This is a genomic window from Pseudomonas arvensis (assembly GCF_056688935.1).
The window spans coordinates 2,526,814-2,543,338 of the sequence record NZ_CP162038.1 but is presented as its reverse complement, the minus strand read 5'-3'; the positions used below and the strand labels follow the sequence as shown (position 1 = coordinate 2,543,338).

The window sequence follows — 16,525 nt, the reverse complement described above, 5'->3', positions numbered from 1 at the left end:
TTCCAAACCGTTCATCCAGCCGCTTTTTCCTGCGGCAGACTCCGACGCCTTGCCCTCTGCCGAGACGTCACGGATGACCCACGCTGCCCACATTGCCGCTATCGAACATGAGCTGGATGGCTTTCATCAGAGCCTGGCGGTGTATCGCCAGCAGATGGGGGCCTGGTATTCGCGGGCGCTGGACTCAGTGAGCCATGCGGCGGATATGCCGTCGTTGCTGGGGATGGATCGGGTGGTGCGGATGGGTGATTCGCACGCCACAGCGAGCATGGCCGACCCGGATTTCATGGGCAGCGTTGCCATCTGCCAGTTGGGTGGCGAGCTGAAGATCGAGAGCAAGTTCGAGTCGGCGTATGACGTGCCGATTGGTGGCATCCCGGTCGAGGTGATCGGGCTGGATGACGGTAGCTCCACGGTAGTCATGCTTGATGAGCACGGCAGAGGTTCCCACTACTGCACTGCCGGTGGACGCTATCAGGTGCGGGTGCAGGGCGGTGTTTCGGAACAGCAGGTGGAGGCGCTGTTTGCCTCCTACGCAGGGCTGACGGCGGACCTGGAGCAGTGGCTTAGGTCGCAATGGACCGGTTTTAAACCCCATTGGGAGGTGTCCACCGCCAGTGCGATTGGCAATGGCCTGTTGGCGGGCAGTTGGGCCGCAATCATGGACGTGTGGGACAGCATCAAGCTGGTTCAGGCGATCCTTGAAGACCCGCTGAAATATGCTGAACAGCTGGGAGCAGAAGCCGCCAAATTGGCGCAAATCGCTACCGATGCGCCCAAGGTCATGGAACAGGCGATGTTGCTCGCCAGTGACGAAGCGGCACTGTTTCTGTTGGTGCGCACGGCGATGCTGTGGCTGGACGCCTTACCGCCCGGCCAGATCGCACAGGTGGGCGCAGGTTTTGTAGTGGCGTTGTTGATTGACCTGGTGATTGGCGCAGTGCTGACCATCGCCCTGCCCGCAGCGGGTGTGGCGTATTTGAGTGTCCGGCTAGTCAAGTACGGCGCGCAGATGCTGAAGGCGGCGCTGGGTTTTGTTGAGGCTCTGCTGAAGATTCTGACCCGGTTTATGCAGGCCGTGGATCGCTATAAGGCGGTGGCGGTTCGCGGGGTGGTGGGCGGGCTTAAGCAGGGCACGATGCAGATGCGCTGGCGGGCGCGGCAGAACGCGGTGTTGAAGCAAAAAGAGTCTGTGGACGATGCGCCTGTTTCGGGGAAAAACCCGAACAGGGATGTGGCGGCTTCTTCGGATAAGACCGTGACCAACGGCTGCCCGGTGTCGATGGTCACCGGCGAAGAATTACTTACGCTGACTGACGGTGTTTTAGACGGAATTCTGCCGTTTGAGTGGACACGTTTGTATCGCACCAGTGCGGTGGAAATGGATGTCGGGCTGGGGTTTGGGTGGAGTCATTCGCTGGCGCATCGGCTTGTTGTGTCAGGTAATTCGGTGGTGTGGACGGATCATGAGAACCGCTCGACTGAGTTTCCACTGCCGACAGTTGCTCGACCTGCAATCACCAATAGCCTGGCTGAAGCGGCGATTTATCTGGGGGATTTTCCGGATGAGTTGGTGTTGGTACAGGCGTCGCGGTTTTATCACTTTCGCGATGGGGTGCTGGTTTCAATCAGTGATGCGTATGACAACCGGTTGAGGATTTCCCGGGACGTTTTAGGGCGCATTGAGCGGCTGGATAACGGTGCCGGTTGTGCGCTGTTTTTACGCTATGAGTCGGGCCGCATTGTGGCGGTGGACTATCAGGTTCAGCGGGCCAAGGGACATGCGCCTTACGCTTGGATCACAGAGCACAGCGTTGTTTCCTACGTCTACGACAACATGGGCCGACTGGCCTCAGCAACCAATGCCGTCGGCGAAAGCGAGGTTTATCGCTACGACGAGCAACACGTGATTCTTGAACGTGGGTTGGCCGGTGGGGCGAGTTTCTTTTGGGCGTGGGAACGGTCTGGCAAAGCGGCGCGATGTGTCCGGCATTGGGCCAGTTTTTCGCAGATGGATACGCGGTATGTGTGGGGGGATGACGGCAGCGTTGTGGTGCACAACGCCGATGGCAGCCAGGAAGTGTATGTCCACGATGACCGCGCACGGCTGGTGCAGCGCATTGATCCGGACGGTGCCGAGCATTTTAGATCCTACGACGATAAAGGCCGGCTGACGGTCGAGCAGGAACCACTCGGGGCAGTGACAGCGTATCAGTACGACGAGGCCGGACGCTTGGTGGCGTTGTTTCCGGGGGACGATGAGCCGACATCCTACGAGCATGACAACGGTTTCGTACGGGTTGTAAGGCGGGGCTTAGCGGTTTGGAAGTACGAGCGCAACGATCAGGGCGACGTGACGCGTAGGACCGATCCAGACGGTCACATCACCGACTACAGCTACAACAAATACGGGCAACTGATTGGGGTGTGGTACCCCGATCACAGTTGCCAGCGGCTGGTGTGGAATGAACGCGGCCAGTTGGTTGAAGAGCAACTGCCCAACGGGGGCATCAAGCGCTATCGCTACGACGACCTGGGCCGCCAGATTGCCCGTGAGGATGAACAAGGCGCGCTGACCCAATACCAGTGGGATGCAGCCGGTCGGCTGACTCGCCTCGTACTGCCCGGCGGCGCAACGCGGGAATATAGCTACAACCCCTACGGGAAAATCACCGCCGAACGCGATGAACGGGGCCACGTCACCCGCTACGAATACGCCGACGGCCTGCACCTGATCAGCCGTCGCATCAATGCCGACGGCAGCCAGGTCAAGTACCGCTACGACAACGTGCGGTTGCTGCTGACCGAGATTGAAAACGAAGTCGGCGAAACCTATCGGCTGGCTTACCACGCCAACGGCCTGATCCAGCAGGAAGTTGGTTTTGATGGGCAACGCACCGCCTACGCCTATGACCTCAACGGCAACCTGCAGGAAAAAACTGAACACGGCGATGACGGCAGTCAGTTGGTTACCCGCTATGAGCGCGACCATGCCGGTCGTCTCGTACGAAAAATCCTGCCAGACGGCAACCAGGTCGATTACGCCTACGACCGCCAAGGCAATCTCCTCAGCGTCGACGACGGCCACTGGGCGCTGGCCTACGAGTATGACGTCCAGAACCGCCTCACCGCCGAACACCAAGGCTGGGGCACCTTGCGTTACGGTTATGACGCCTGTGGCCAGCTTCAACACCTGCGCCTGCCGGACAACAACCGGCTGGTTTTTAATCATGCGAAAGGCGGCCACCTCGCCACGGTTGAGTTAAACGGCACGCTGCTGACCTCGCACCAGTTCAAGGCCGGTCAAGAATACCAGCGCCAACAAGGCCAACTACTCAGCCACTACCACTATGACGACCAGCAGCGCCTGCACTCCCACGCGATCACTCAACAACACGACCACTTCTACCAGCGCCATTACGACTACGACAGATCCGGCAACCTCACCCGCCTCAACGACACCCGCAAAGGCGAACACCACTACCACTACGACCCGCTCAACCGCCTGACCCGAGCCGACCACTCCCAAGACCTGCCAGAACGCTTCGACCACAACCCGGCGGGCAATTTGCTCATGCAAGACCGCCCCGGCCCCGACATCGTCGCCGGCAACCGCCTGATGATCCAGGGCGACCGGCACTACGACTACGACGCCTTCGGCAACCTGATCGGTGAACGCAGAGGCAAAGGTCACCAACTGGTCACCGAATACCGCTACGACTGCCAGCACCGGTTGATCGGCATTACACAACCCAACGGGCAAACCGCCAGCTACCGCTACGACCCGTTTGGACGGCGTATCAGTAAAACCGTAGACGGCATCACCACGGAGTTTTTCTGGCAAGGCGACAAGCTGATTGCCGAGCACCATGCAGATCGCCACCGCAGCTACCTTTACGAACCCGACAGCTTTCGACCCTTGGCGCTGCTGGACGGCTTCGGCCCAACCGACACCCAGCCCTACCACTACCAACTCGACCACCTCGGCACGCCACAGGAACTCACCGACCCAGACGGCGAAATCGTCTGGTCCGCGCACTACCGCGCCTACGGCCAGATCAGCCGTCTCGACAAAAACAAAATCGACAACCCGCTGCGCTTTCAGGGTCAGTACTTTGATCAGGAAAGCGGGCTGCACTACAACCGTCATCGCTACTACAATCCGAATGTTGGTCGCTACCTGACGCCGGACCCGGTGAAGTTGGCGGGTGGGATCAATGCCTACCAGTACGTGCCCAATCCTACGGGGTGGGTGGATCCACTAGGCTTGAATGCCTGCCCCGGAGAGGACAGCTGCAAACCACAAACACGTCCTGATGACCTCACCCACAAAGTGCGAGTGGATGACGGGTCCCCACCAATTCCTCTGGTTCACGGCGTTAACGCTGAAACACTGAATCGGACACATAGCATCGAGGGAAAACGCTCAACCAAACGCGTTGAAGAGATCTCCCTTAGTATGCGAACCAATGGATACGACAAAAAATACCCCATCGACGTGCTTGAACATAACGAGCAGCGTTATATTGTTGATGGACACCATAGAGCTTCGGCAGCAAGGCGCACACGCACGCCAGTCACCATAAGATTGATCAAAGATTTAGATAGCCACAGAAGCTCATTTAACAGCACCAAAGATGTGGTAGATGCTTCAAACGCAGTCGGGCTCGATAGATTGGAAAGGCCAAGAAGATGAAAACTCAAACCCTGGAAAACTTGATAACCGAATATTTATCACAGGTAAAAAAAGCAACAGACCTACTTGAGTGCACGTTCGGAACCAAAAATATTCTGGGGCTATGGCGCGCCAAAAAGATTCCGCAATGCGGGCTCCTTACCGAAGACATTACCTACGAGCTGCATGGTGTTGGTTGCAGTGTTTATCTATCTAACATTTGTGTCGATTTCGATTATGGCCCTGATGAGAGGATCGACGGCTTCGACCCTTGGCGGCTGTATATGTACGCATGTGAGGTGCCGAACAAATACAAGAAATACACAAACAAAGCGTCTCTGGAGAATGACTTCAACGAATATCTTAAGTTGGGAAAAGCCAAGAGAATTTCCGGCTCTATGTCGAACTTGTACTTCATTCAACCATGACCCAGGAAGCTAAAAAAACGATCGGGCCTCACCCCCACGCCACCACCAACAACCCCACCCCCAACCCCAAACACAACGGCGAATAAACCCACGTATCCATCCTCGCAAACCGCGACCCGCCGACCTTCTTGAAAAACCCCACCAACTCCGAGTCCCCAATCGCCCTGGCAAACATCACCAACGCTATCGCACTGATCCCCCACTGCAATGCTCCGTGGGATACCGGCGAGAAATACAGCCCGGCTCGCAGGCAGACGAGCAGTGCAATCGCGACCAGCCCCATTGCCACCAGAAATGTGCCCAAAGCCGATGGTTTGAACGCAGGACGAGGCCCGCTGGCGAATTCGCCCGGGAGCTGCGGGATGGCCGCCAGGCTGCCGAGTTTGCCGCCCGCCGCCCAGTACAGGTGGACCATGCTGATGCAGGTAAAAATGCCGACGATCCACCGTGCGATGACAAAGCTCATGGCTGGCTCTCCTCAAAGGTGCGAAACAGGATAGTCGCCCAGGGATTTTTTGCAGGCATTTCGTCGGCGGCTGATGGTAAAGTGCCGCCCCATGAAACTTGCCCGTGCCGACCGCTCACTCATTGCCTGGATGCTGTATTGCTGCGTCCTGTTCAATGTGTTCGTCTGCAGTATTGGGCATGGGCAGATGGTCGGGATGCAGCTCAATGGCATCGGCGGTCAGTTCTGTACCGTGGACCCGCGTACCCAGGCGCCCAAGCCGTCCAACTCCACCGATGAAAACCTGCCCACGCTGTCCAAGGCATTTGGTTGCCCACTGTGTTCCACCGGGGGTATGGGGCCGGCGCTCAGCTCCAGCCTGAATGTGGCGGTGTTGCCACAACCTCACGCACCACCGCCAGCAATCGTCACCCGCGCTGACACCCCCGCCCGCGTCACCTGGCCCACGGCTAATCCGCGTGCCCCGCCTGCCTTCACCTGATCTCTTCGCTTTCCGATCTGCACCGGCCACCGTTTCCCCAAGGAAATACGCAAGGCTGTGCGTTGCTTTCAAGCCAAGTTTTTCAGGATTCAACCATGAAACATTTACCCCTGTTGGCGGGCCTGTTCGGCTGCCTGCCTGTCTGCACCTGGGCCATCGAGCTGGCCCCGACCACCATTGATGGCGAGTCAACAACCGAACCCGGCCTGAGCCTGGAGCAATCCAGCGGCGTGGCTTCGCGCTTGGGATTGAGCGTGCGGGAAACCCCGGCGTCAGTAGCCATTGCCAATCGCAACGATATTGAACGCCACGGCGCCAAGACCTTCCGTGATGCCGCCAACACCCTGCCTGGCGTCAATGCCAGCGCTCCGCCGGGATTTGGAGGTTTTGTGTCTTATCGTGGATTTACCAGCAGCCAGATCACCCAGATGTTCAATGGGATCAACGTTGCCACCGGCCTGGCGCGGCCGGTGGATGCGTGGATCTATGATCGGGTGGAACTGGTCGGCGGCCCTTCCTCCCTGATCAACGGGGCCGGCTCCGTGGGCGGCTCGCTGAACTACGTGACCAAGTTGGCGACCCGTGAGGAACACGCTGCCGAAGGCCAACTGACCTATGGCAGCTACGACACGGCCGGCATGGCCTTCGGCGTGAACCATGCCCTGACCGAACCGGGCGCCGAGGTGCAGCACTATGCGCGCCTGGACGTCAGCCGCAACACCAATCACAGCTACATCGACCGCGCTCAACGCGATGCCTGGAGCCTGGCGTTTTCCCTGCTCAGCGACCTCACCCCCAACCTGTCCCACACCCTGGCCCTGGAATATCAGGATGAGCATGAAGACAGCCCGTATTGGGGCACGCCCGTGCTCAACCCCAAGGCCGGCGAGTTGAAAATCGACACACATAACCGTTTCAACAACTACAACGTTGCAGACGGTCGTTATGAGCAGCGCACGCTGTGGGCACGCTCGATCATCGACTACCGGATCAACGACAGCACCACCCTGAAAAACACCCTCTATCATCTCGACAGCCAACGCGACTACCGGAACCTGGAGACCTACCAGTACAACGCCAATAACAGCGCGGTGAACCGCTCCACCGCCTACCAGGTGCGCCATCAAGGTGAACAGAACGGCAACCAGTTCGAGCTGCGCCATGACGCCCGTGTCTTTGGCCTGTCGACCACGTGGTCCGGCGGCTTTGAGTACAAGGTCAACAGCACCACTAACACGCCCTGGAATGTGCCGGGCAACAGCACGGCGGATCCGAACGCCTTCAACCCCGGCCACTTCTACGACCTACCGCGAACCCAGGAGAAGTTCGGTAAGGACAAGACCAATGAAGTCACCACCAAAGCGCTGTTCGTGGAGAACCGACTGGGCCTCACCGACAAGCTCTCGTTGCTGACCGGCATGCGTTATGACGCCATCGACCTGGATGTGACCAACCACCGCGCAGTCACGGCCACCAACCCGCAGCACTTCAAGCGCCGTTGGGAGCCGGTGACCGGCCGGGTGGGCCTGACCTATCAGTTTGTCCCATCAGCAAATGTTTACGTGCAGTACAGCACCGCCGCCGAGCAACCGAACACCACCACGCAGGTGTTCGATGTATCGACTGGCAAGCAGTGGGAAGTGGGCAGCAAGTTCGACTACCTGGACGGGCGTGGCTCAGCCACCGTGGCCGCGTACCGGATCGAGCGCAAGGATTTTGCCGTCACCGACCCGCAGGACCCGACCAGCAGTATCCCGGTCGGCGCGCAGTCGTCCAGGGGCATCGAGCTGGCCAGTTCGCTGCGCCTCACACCGAGGTTACTGGCAGAGGGCAACTTCGCCTGGGTGGATGCGGAGTACGACGAGTTCAACGAGAAGATCGCCAGCGGTGCGGTGGTTTCGCGCAAGGGCAATACACCGACCAACGTGCCCAAGCGCGTAGGTAACCTGTGGTTGACTTATGATTTCGCCGAGGACTGGCAAGGGGGCGTGGACGCACGTTATGTCGCCGAGGTGTATGCGGATAACGCCAATACGATGACCGTGCCCGCCTACACCCTGTTTGGCACGTTCCTGCGCTACAAGGTGGATGCTCACACTTCGGTCACTGGCCGGGTGCGTAACTTGACCAATGAGGTGTATGCCGAGTTTGCCCATGTGTCGCCGGCTTATTACCTGGGCTCGCCGAGAACCTTCGAGGTCGCGCTGCAAACCCGTTTCTAAACCTGGAATGCAATCAACTGTGGGAGCGGACTTGCTCGCTCCCACAGTTTGACCTTCAGCAGCTAGCAAGACTTACTTCAAGCTTGCCTCCACCTTCCCCGCCACATCCTCCGGTAACCAGGCCTTCCACACTTCAGGGTGCTCTTTCATGAACACCTGAGCCACCTCCCGTGGCGGTGTGTGCTTCTCGCTCATGCTCGCCAAGGCTTTATTCAGCGGCTCTATCGGAAATTCGACCTTCTCGAAAACTGCCGCAATCTGCGGATGTTCCTTCTGGAACGGGGTAGACACACCAATGCTCAATTTGGACGCCAGGGAGCGCGTAGGCTTTGGATCGGGATTATCCGCATCCGTCAGCGTTTTCCAGGCTTCGGCATCGAACGGCGGCTCTTCCAACTGGATCAACTTATAGCGGCCCATCAAGGGCGTCGGCGACCAGTAGTAAAACAACACCGGCTTGCCCCGGCGGATCGACGAGGCAATTTCGGCATCCAGCGCCGCCCCCGAACCACTGCGGAAGTTCACGTAGCTGTCGTCAAGGCCATAAGCCTTGAGCTTCTGCTTGTTGACCACTTCCGAGGTCCAGCCGATGGGGCTGTTGAGAAAGCGCCCCTTGCCTGGGGATTCCGGGTCCTTGAACACATCCTTGTAACGGGCCAGGTCCGTCACGCTCTTGAGGTCCGGCGCCAGGGGCTTGATGCCTTTGGCGGGATCGCCCTTGACCACGTATTCCGGCACCCACCAACCCTCGGTGGCACCTTTGACCGTATCGCCCAAGCCCGCAACCTTACCCTCGGCTTCGGCCTTGACCCACACCGGGCTGCGTCCCGCCCACTCCTCACCGATGACCTGGATGTCGTCCTTGGCCAGAGCGGTTTCCAGCGTAATGGTGGTGCCGGGCAAGGTGTCGGTGGGCAGGTCATAACCCTTCTCGACAATCACCCGCAGTATTTCGGTGATCAGGCTGCCGCTTTCCCAGTTCAGGTCGGCAAAGTGTACCGGCGCCTGTGCGGCCGACACTGACAGGCTCATGGCCGTCAACGACGCCGCCAACAGCGTTCTCAATCCTTTCATGCCCTTGCACCTCGCGATATCACAGCAAACAGCGGACGGCTTTGCTGACTAAGCGCGAAGCCTCTGAATAGTTAAGTCAACTCAACTGTAGTAGAGGTTCCGGGAGATAGGAGATGTTCGCTGTATTTGCTGGTTATTCGCTGGCCTTGAATGTCACCAGCTCACCCTTGCGCCATTTGGCGGCCTTGCCGGTCACGGCCTTGAGGGTTTTGGTCAGGCCTTCCTGCAGTTGTTCGTTGGCCGCAAATACCAGCATCACGCTGTGGCCTTCCTTGAAGACGATGCCGTAGCCATCGGCCGTCGACACAAAGGCGTAGTCGCCCAGGCCATACACCGTCAACTTGATATCGCGGAACTTGAGTTCAAACTTCCCACCTTCGCGACTGGGCAGTACCGCAGCACGAAAATGGTCACCCACCTTGAGCTCCAGGCGCGGTTTGTCATCCACGACCATCGCTGCCTCGGTGTCGATTTCGGCAACGTAGATGCCTTCTGGCGTCTGCTCAGTGATGTAAACGAAACGGGATTGAAACTGCTTGACCAACTTTGCGCGCAAATCACCCAGCACGAACAACGCGTGCATATCCAGATTACTGACTGCCAAGGAAACGCCCCCACATCGAAAAGAGCGCTGTCCGCCAGAGCGGGCAGCACAAAAAAACGGCCATCTCGGCACGATCACACAACACATTCATAGAAAAACTGAAGAAGATCTCGCGGCTGCGTCCGAAGACTAGTACCGACGTACACAATGAGCCTTGTGCAAGGTCATCAGCCATCACAGGAGATCACAGGTTCAATAACCAGAGAATACCGGTCGACCCGCTTCAGAGAATAACGCCCTTAAAAAACGTAGTTTCCGACAATTCAAACAAGCCAGGACAGCCTGGCATGGAACCAACGGCCGGCTGCCGACGACAATACTAAAACAGCAACGCGGGTTAAAACCACCTGTAACGCTGCTGCTGGGTCAACAAAGATCGATCGACAGGAGCCGACCATGCACCGACGCCCAAACGACGCTACGTCTTCCCGAATTCGCTCATCGTTTCAGGACGAACACCAATACTACTGCTTGCACAGTCCCAACGGGTACCCCAATTCTATTCTTTACCAGGTAGTACCGGCCGGAAGAAACTTCTTTCATATCCGCGAAGTCACCAGCGGCAGGGTCAAAGGCTTTCGCAGCGACCATGTCCAGGCCTGCGAACTGGCCAAGCGGCTGGAGGCCTCCCTGCACGACGGGATCGTTTCGTCACCCGGATGACTTTACTGCGCCGTCGCCCCTCAACAACTGCCATACTGGCCCGTCCATTGAAATTGGCCCCGCTTGGGTCAGGTTTCATCAGTGCAGTTGGTTACCTCGAAGGGAAGGCTATACGTGACGGAATTTGATATTGGCGAATTTTTCATCCACGGCGACGCAAGGGAAGTAGACGGTGAGTTTCAAGCAGTGATCGTGATGCGCGCCAAGCCACCGTTGACCACCGTCACCACGCACCAGGTGGAAAAGGACCGTTGGTTCAAGACACTGGATACCGCTGCCATCGCTGGCAAGGAATCCGCCCTGGCGCTCAAGACCGCAGTGGATTCAGGGGCGCTGACCTCCTGACAATCCGATCGAACTCTACCGCGCCACAAGCCTCCCATGCGTAACGATCCTAAAACCCGCAGGGAGACTGATATGGACGCGCCACTACCTACACTCGAAACGTTATTTGAACAACTGGGCCTGGACTCGTCGCCGCAAGCCATCGACGCTTTCATTGCCGCGCACCCGCTGCGTGACGACGTCAAATTGATCGACGCCCCGTTCTGGACGCCGCAACAGGCTCAGTTTCTCAAGGAAGAACTGCGTGAAGACGCCGAATGGGCCATCTGCGTGGATGAGCTCAACCAGCGCCTGCATCAACCTCGGTAACCCCGTCGCCGCAAACCGCCTGCAGCTCGCAGGCGCTTGCACAAGCGCCTAACGCAGAGCCTTCGCGCCCTCAGGCTTGTACCCCAGACGCAAGCCACCCCAATGCCGCCCCAGAACCATGATCGGCACCGACAGGTCGTGCATCAGCTCGCCGGTATCACGGGTATAGGTCTGTAACAGCACCGCTTGCTGATGGCTGCCACAACGAATCCCGGTGCGGTCCTCGAACTTGCGCTTGGTGCGATTCTGCACCGCATCCACCTGGGCATCTCCGGTCAGCGCCTGGGAAAACGCCTTGTTGTGGGTCGGCACATAGCCTTGGGGCGTGCAGGCAATCGCAAACACCAGCCCTTCGTGACGCGGCAGCAGCGCCTCCTGAATCGCCGGCAACACCTGGTCGGTGTAACCGTCGAAGCGCGTGTGATACTTGCTCGGGCTGGTTTTGGGGATTGGCGTGTAGCTGCGGTCGAACAAGTCGTCCAGGCTGATGCGGCTTTGCTGCACGTCTGCCTCGAACTGCGCGGCAATGCGGCTGGCCCCTTCGCGCGCCAGGTCGTAGACACGCTGGTGATAGTCATCCAGCCCGACCTCCGCCAGGCGTTCGCTGATGGTTTCTGCCTGCCCCTCCATTTGCACGGCGGCGTCGGCCAGTTGGCGGGTTTGCTGGTCACTCACGTCCAGGTCGCTGCGCATCTGCTCAACGGCGTGGAACAAGCTATCGAGTTGGGCGCGGTTGGTGTCGGTACCCTGGGCGATCTCACTGACCTGCCCTTCCACATCCGCCGCCAGGCTGGCGATGCTGTGCAGTTGCTCGCCGGCTTGCTCCACTTGCTCGACGCCGGTGTGCAGATCCGCCGACAACTGGCGAATCTGCTCCACCACCTGAGCCGTGCGTTGTTGGATGTCCGCCACCATCACCCCGACTTCATCGGTGGCCGTGGCGGTACGACCGGCCAGCCCGCGCACTTCGTCCGCCACCACGGCAAACCCGCGCCCATGCTCACCGGCCCGCGCCGCTTCAATCGCGGCGTTAAGCGCCAGCAAGTTGGTCTGGCTGGCGATGGACTGGATCACCAGGGTGACGCGCTGGATTTCTTCGCTGCGCTGACTCAAGGCTTCGATCAGCTCGCGGCTGGCGTTGGCGCGCTGGCTGAGCTGGTGCATGCGGATGATCGACTGGGCCAGCACTTCACGACCTTCAGTGCTGCGCTGATGGGCCTGGCTGGCGGCCGCCAAGGCCTCACGGCTGAGTTGGGAGGTGATCTTCTCGGTGCCGATCATCACTTCGGCATTGTTGACAATCTGCTTGGCCGCGCTCAATTGCGACTGCACACGCGCAGCCAGTTGCTTGACCGAATAGGCCACGCCGGCGGCGGACAATGCGTTATGGCTGGTGGTATAGGACAGATCGCGGGTCAGCTCGCCCATCGCATCGGCGGCATCAGACTGCGCAATCACAGGCTTGGGACTTTTGAGGCGGGGCAACCAGATGACCAGCAAGGTCAATGGCAGGCAGAGATACAGCGGCAGGCTGGCCAACGCAAGGCCCAGCAGGACCAGCACCAGGGCGGTGCTCTGCAAGAGCGGCATCAACCAGCCGGGCAACCCGCGCACCACCGCATCGGGTGGCACTGCTGCGCCCATCAGAGTTCCGTCTCCAGCCATCTTCGTTACCCCGCTGCTTGTCGTTATTGTGCCTGCATTAAACGCCACTATCGGGCCATTATCCATGGGCCTTTAGTGGGGTGGCTTGCAGCAGATCAATAGACGGGGTGTAACGGGTTTTTCTCTGGGGAGCCGCCTACACGGCCCCCAGCTTCACCGCATCAGGCTTGACGCTGGTGCTTGTCGATCTGCTCGTGGCGCTCTTGCGCTTCGATGCAGTACTTGGTGGTCGGGCTGATCAGCAGGCGCTTGAGGCCGATAGGCTCGCCGCTGTCATCGCACCAGCCAAAGGAATCTTCCTTGATGCGTTCCAGTGCACGCTCAAGTTGCGGCAGCATGCGCTGGTCGCGGTCGATGGCGTTTACCAACCAGGTGCGCTCTTCTTCCACGGAAGCAGCGTCGGCCGGGTCAGCCGGGGTGTCCAGGCTTTCAATGGCGATACGGTTCTGTTCAATGCGCTCGTGGTGCTCCACTTTCATGTCTTGCAGCAACTGCTCAAAAAAAGCGTGCTGTTCGGCATTCATGTAGTCATCCGCCGGCATGGCCAGCAACTTTTCCTTTGTCATTGATTTCTCTATAAAAAATACGTGCATTAAGGCGAATAAGGGAGCGTTCCGGCCGACCTCTGCAGGTCTCGGAAGGGCGCCATCCATTCCAAGCGCCACCCGGCACTCAATTTACGAGGGGCGGCAGTCTAAGGCCGACTTGAGGGCGCAGCAACTGAAAAGACAGGCATTTTTACCGATACAACCCCAAAAGGCACCAGAACGGGCTTGGCGAACGGTTATCGGAGTGCGTTTATAGCAAGAAATTCAAGTTTGTGGAGCTATATAGAAGACAAACGGTTAGATCTGCCTGGTGATTTTCAAATGTGGTAGGGGCTTGCTCCCGATAGCGGTGGGTCAGTAAATAAATCTGCTGGCCGACACTCCGCTATCGGGGGCAAGCCCCCCTCCCACATTTTGTACTGCGTCAGCGCTTGAGTTTGCGCTTGTTGCGGTATTGGTCGATGACCACCGCCACCACAATGATCAAGCCCTTGATGATGTCCTGGATATACGCATCCACCCCCACAAACGTAAACCCGCTGGCCATCACTCCGAGGATCAGCGCGCCGATCACCGTGCCGGTGATGCGCCCTACCCCGCCCGCCAGGCTGGTGCCGCCGATGACCGCCGCAGCAATCGCGTCCAGCTCATAGGACATGCCCATGCCCGCCTGCCCGGTGGCAGCGCGTGCCGAGGCCACCACACCGGCCAGGCCAGCCAGCAGGCCCGCGATGCTGTAGACGATGATCAGGTGGCGCTTGACGTTGATCCCCGAGGTCCGCGCCGCCTGCATGTTGCCGCCGATGGCGTAGGTGTACTTGCCGTACTTGGTGTAGCGCAGGGCGATATGGAAGATCACCGCCACCACCAGGAAGATGATCACCGGCATCGCGCCATGACCGATGGCCGTGTACGAGTCCGAAAGCATGCTCACCGGCTGGCCTTCAGTGTAGTAACGCGCCAGGCCACGGGCCGACACCATCATGCCCAGTGTGGCGATAAACGGCGGGATACCGGTGACAGCAATGATGCTGCCGTTGATCGCCCCCGCCAGCAGTCCCACACCCAGCCCCATCGCTACCGGGATCCACACCGGCAAATCGGTCAGGCTTGGGAACACGGCTCGGGAAAAGTCGGAGGTCTGCGCCAAACTGGCGGCGATCATCGCCGACAGCGCCAAAACCGACCCGGACGACAAATCAATCCCCGTGGTAATGATTACCTGGGTCACCCCGATGGCCAGCAGGCCGATGATCGACACCTGCAGGATCATCAGCACCAGGCGCTGGGAGTTCATCAAAAAGCTCTGGTCCCGGACGATCCAGCCGAACAACTCAAACACCAGGCCGATGCCGATCAGCACCAGGAAGATGCTCAGCTCGGTGGGCAGTCGACGCCGGTGCTTGACCGGTGCCGTGGCAGGCTTGTTGTCTGTTATTGCGTTCATAGCCAATCACCTTCTTATTCTGTGCAATTCTTCAGTGGACCACGGACATACCGGAGGCCAACTGCATGACTTTTTCCTGGGTCGCATCCGCACGGTCCAGGGTGCCCATCAGTTCACCTTCGTGCATCACCATCACCCGGTCGCTCATGCCCAGCACTTCAGGCAGCTCCGAGGAAATCATGATCACCGCCATGCCTTCGCTGGCCAGGAACGAGATCAAGCGATAGATCTCGGCCTTGGCGCCGACGTCGATACCGCGAGTCGGCTCATCCAGGATCAGCAAGCGTGGATTGGTCATCAGCCAACGGGCGAGCAAGGCTTTCTGCTGGTTGCCGCCGGACAAGGTGTCGATGCACTGCTCAAGCGAAGGGGTCTTCACCCGCAGCTTCTTGCACATCTCCTCACACAAGGCGCGCAGGGCTTTCTGCTGGATAAAACCGTTGCCCGAATAATGCGGCAGAACGGCCATCTCCATGTTTTCCAGCACCGACAGGCACGGGAACAGCCCACTGAGCTTGCGGTCCTCGGTCAGCAGCGCGAAGCCTTTCTCGATGGCCATGTGCGGGTCGGTAATGCGTACCGGTGCGCCGTCCAGGGTGATCTGGCCGCTGCTGCTGGGGGTGATGCCAAAGATGGTTTCCGCCACGTTGGTGCGGCCAGAGCCCATCAGCCCGGCAATACCGAGGATCTCGCCGGCATGCAGATCGAAGGAGACGTCCTTGAACACGCCGTCCAGGGTCAGGTCGCGCACCGACATCAGCAGCTCGCCGATAGGCGTTTCGCGTACCGGGAACAACTGGCTCAGCTCACGCCCGACCATCATCGAGATCAGGCTGTCGCTGTTCATGCTGTCGGCACGTTGCAGGCCGATGTAATGGCCGTCACGGAACACCGCCACTTCATCGGCGATCGCAAACACTTCGTTCATTTTATGGGTGATGTAGACGATGCCTTTGCCCTGTGACTTGAGGTCGGCAATGATCGAAAACAGGTGGGCCACTTCCTTCTCGGTAATGGCCGACGTCGGTTCGTCCATGATCAGGATGTCGGAGTCGTAAGACACCGCCTTGGCAATCTCGACCATCTGCCGCTCGGCGATGCTCAGGTTGCCGACGTGTTCTTCCGGGTCGAGGTTGATGCGCAGGCGCGCCAGCAACTCGGCGGTGCAGCGGTGCATTTCGCGGTGGTTGACCATGTGCAGGCTGTTGAGCTGCTCGCGGCCGATCCAGATGTTCTCGGCGATGCTCATGTGCGGCATCAGGTTGAGTTCCTGGTGGATCATCGCGATCCCGGCCTTCTGGGCCGCCAGGGGCGTTTCAAATACGATGGGCTTGCCGCGCAGGCGGATTTCACCGGCGTCGGGCTGATAGATGCCGGCGATGATTTTCATCAAGGTCGACTTACCTGCACCGTTCTCGCCCATCAGCGCCAGTACGGTGCCAGGGCGTACACGCAGTTGCACGTCGGCCAGGGCCACGACGCCGGGAAAGCCTTTGCTGATGTTGACGATTTCCAGCAGGTAGGGTTCTTCCAGCGCCAGCGGCTGGAGACCGGGGGGCTGCGAGACAGCGGCTTGAGCGAGCATAGGGAGGTACTCC

The 16,525-nt window shown here is 59.1% G+C and carries 13 protein-coding genes; 6 read left to right on the top strand and 7 right to left on the bottom strand.

Features of this window, described 5'->3' with window-relative positions:
* Positions 1-73: 73 nt before the first annotated feature.
* Positions 74-4,696, top strand: coding sequence for an RHS repeat-associated core domain-containing protein (locus AB3G88_RS11485; RefSeq protein ID WP_480454076.1), 4,623 nt, complete (start codon positions 74-76; stop codon positions 4,694-4,696).
* Complete coding sequence (locus AB3G88_RS11480) at positions 4,693-5,103, top strand: DUF6896 domain-containing protein (protein ID WP_400526858.1); 411 nt, start codon at positions 4,693-4,695, stop codon at positions 5,101-5,103. Before AB3G88_RS11485 ends, AB3G88_RS11480 begins: the two co-directional genes overlap by 4 nt.
* A 28-nt stretch (positions 5,104-5,131) precedes the next feature.
* On the opposite strand, the gene AB3G88_RS11475 is transcribed toward AB3G88_RS11480, so the two are convergent.
* On the bottom strand, positions 5,132-5,569 hold the full coding sequence (locus AB3G88_RS11475; RefSeq protein ID WP_112194952.1) for a DUF3995 domain-containing protein: 438 nt from the start codon (positions 5,567-5,569) through the stop codon (positions 5,132-5,134).
* 91 nt (positions 5,570-5,660) lie between these two features.
* Here AB3G88_RS11475 and AB3G88_RS11470 point away from each other — a divergent pair, with 91 nt between their 5' ends.
* A complete protein-coding gene (locus AB3G88_RS11470; RefSeq protein WP_099585103.1) occupies positions 5,661-6,050 on the top strand; it encodes a DUF2946 domain-containing protein in 390 nt (129 codons plus the stop codon).
* Positions 6,051-6,145: 95 nt separating this feature from the next.
* On the top strand, positions 6,146-8,272 hold the full coding sequence (locus AB3G88_RS11465; protein ID WP_480454074.1) for a TonB-dependent receptor: 2,127 nt from the start codon (positions 6,146-6,148) through the stop codon (positions 8,270-8,272).
* Positions 8,273-8,344: 72 nt separating this feature from the next.
* Here the strand turns inward: AB3G88_RS11465 and AB3G88_RS11460 are convergent, their stop codons facing one another.
* Both AB3G88_RS11460 and AB3G88_RS11455 read right to left on the bottom strand, forming a co-directional pair.
* Positions 8,345-9,346: an ABC transporter substrate-binding protein gene (locus tag AB3G88_RS11460; protein WP_480454073.1), complete on the bottom strand. Its 1,002-nt coding sequence runs from the start codon at positions 9,344-9,346 to the stop codon at positions 8,345-8,347.
* 133 nt (positions 9,347-9,479) lie between these two features.
* A complete protein-coding gene (locus AB3G88_RS11455; RefSeq protein ID WP_177411611.1) occupies positions 9,480-9,929 on the bottom strand; it encodes a hypothetical protein in 450 nt (149 codons plus the stop codon).
* Between the two features lie 798 nt (positions 9,930-10,727).
* On the opposite strand from AB3G88_RS11455, the gene AB3G88_RS11450 reads away from it, so the two are divergent.
* Positions 10,728-10,958 carry a hypothetical protein gene (locus AB3G88_RS11450; RefSeq protein WP_099585108.1) on the top strand — a complete coding sequence of 77 codons (231 nt, stop codon included), beginning with the start codon at positions 10,728-10,730 and terminating at the stop codon, positions 10,956-10,958.
* 72 nt (positions 10,959-11,030) lie between these two features.
* Positions 11,031-11,267: a DUF2789 domain-containing protein gene (locus AB3G88_RS11445; RefSeq protein WP_480454071.1), complete on the top strand. Its 237-nt coding sequence runs from the start codon at positions 11,031-11,033 to the stop codon at positions 11,265-11,267.
* A 48-nt stretch (positions 11,268-11,315) separates the two neighbouring features.
* Here the strand turns inward: AB3G88_RS11445 and AB3G88_RS11440 are convergent, their stop codons facing one another.
* The 4 genes from AB3G88_RS11440 to AB3G88_RS11425 all read right to left on the bottom strand — a co-directional run bounded on the left by AB3G88_RS11440 (position 11,316) and on the right by AB3G88_RS11425 (position 16,512).
* Positions 11,316-12,548: a methyl-accepting chemotaxis protein gene (locus tag AB3G88_RS11440; protein ID WP_371929522.1), complete on the bottom strand. Its 1,233-nt coding sequence runs from the start codon at positions 12,546-12,548 to the stop codon at positions 11,316-11,318.
* 545 nt (positions 12,549-13,093) lie between these two features.
* A complete protein-coding gene (locus AB3G88_RS11435) occupies positions 13,094-13,498 on the bottom strand; it encodes a TraR/DksA family transcriptional regulator (protein WP_010564800.1) in 405 nt (134 codons plus the stop codon).
* 406 nt (positions 13,499-13,904) lie between these two features.
* Complete coding sequence (locus tag AB3G88_RS11430) at positions 13,905-14,927, bottom strand: ABC transporter permease (RefSeq protein ID WP_024076018.1); 1,023 nt, start codon at positions 14,925-14,927, stop codon at positions 13,905-13,907.
* Between the two features lie 31 nt (positions 14,928-14,958).
* Complete coding sequence (locus AB3G88_RS11425) at positions 14,959-16,512, bottom strand: sugar ABC transporter ATP-binding protein (RefSeq protein ID WP_112194944.1); 1,554 nt, start codon at positions 16,510-16,512, stop codon at positions 14,959-14,961.
* Positions 16,513-16,525: the final 13 nt, after the last annotated feature.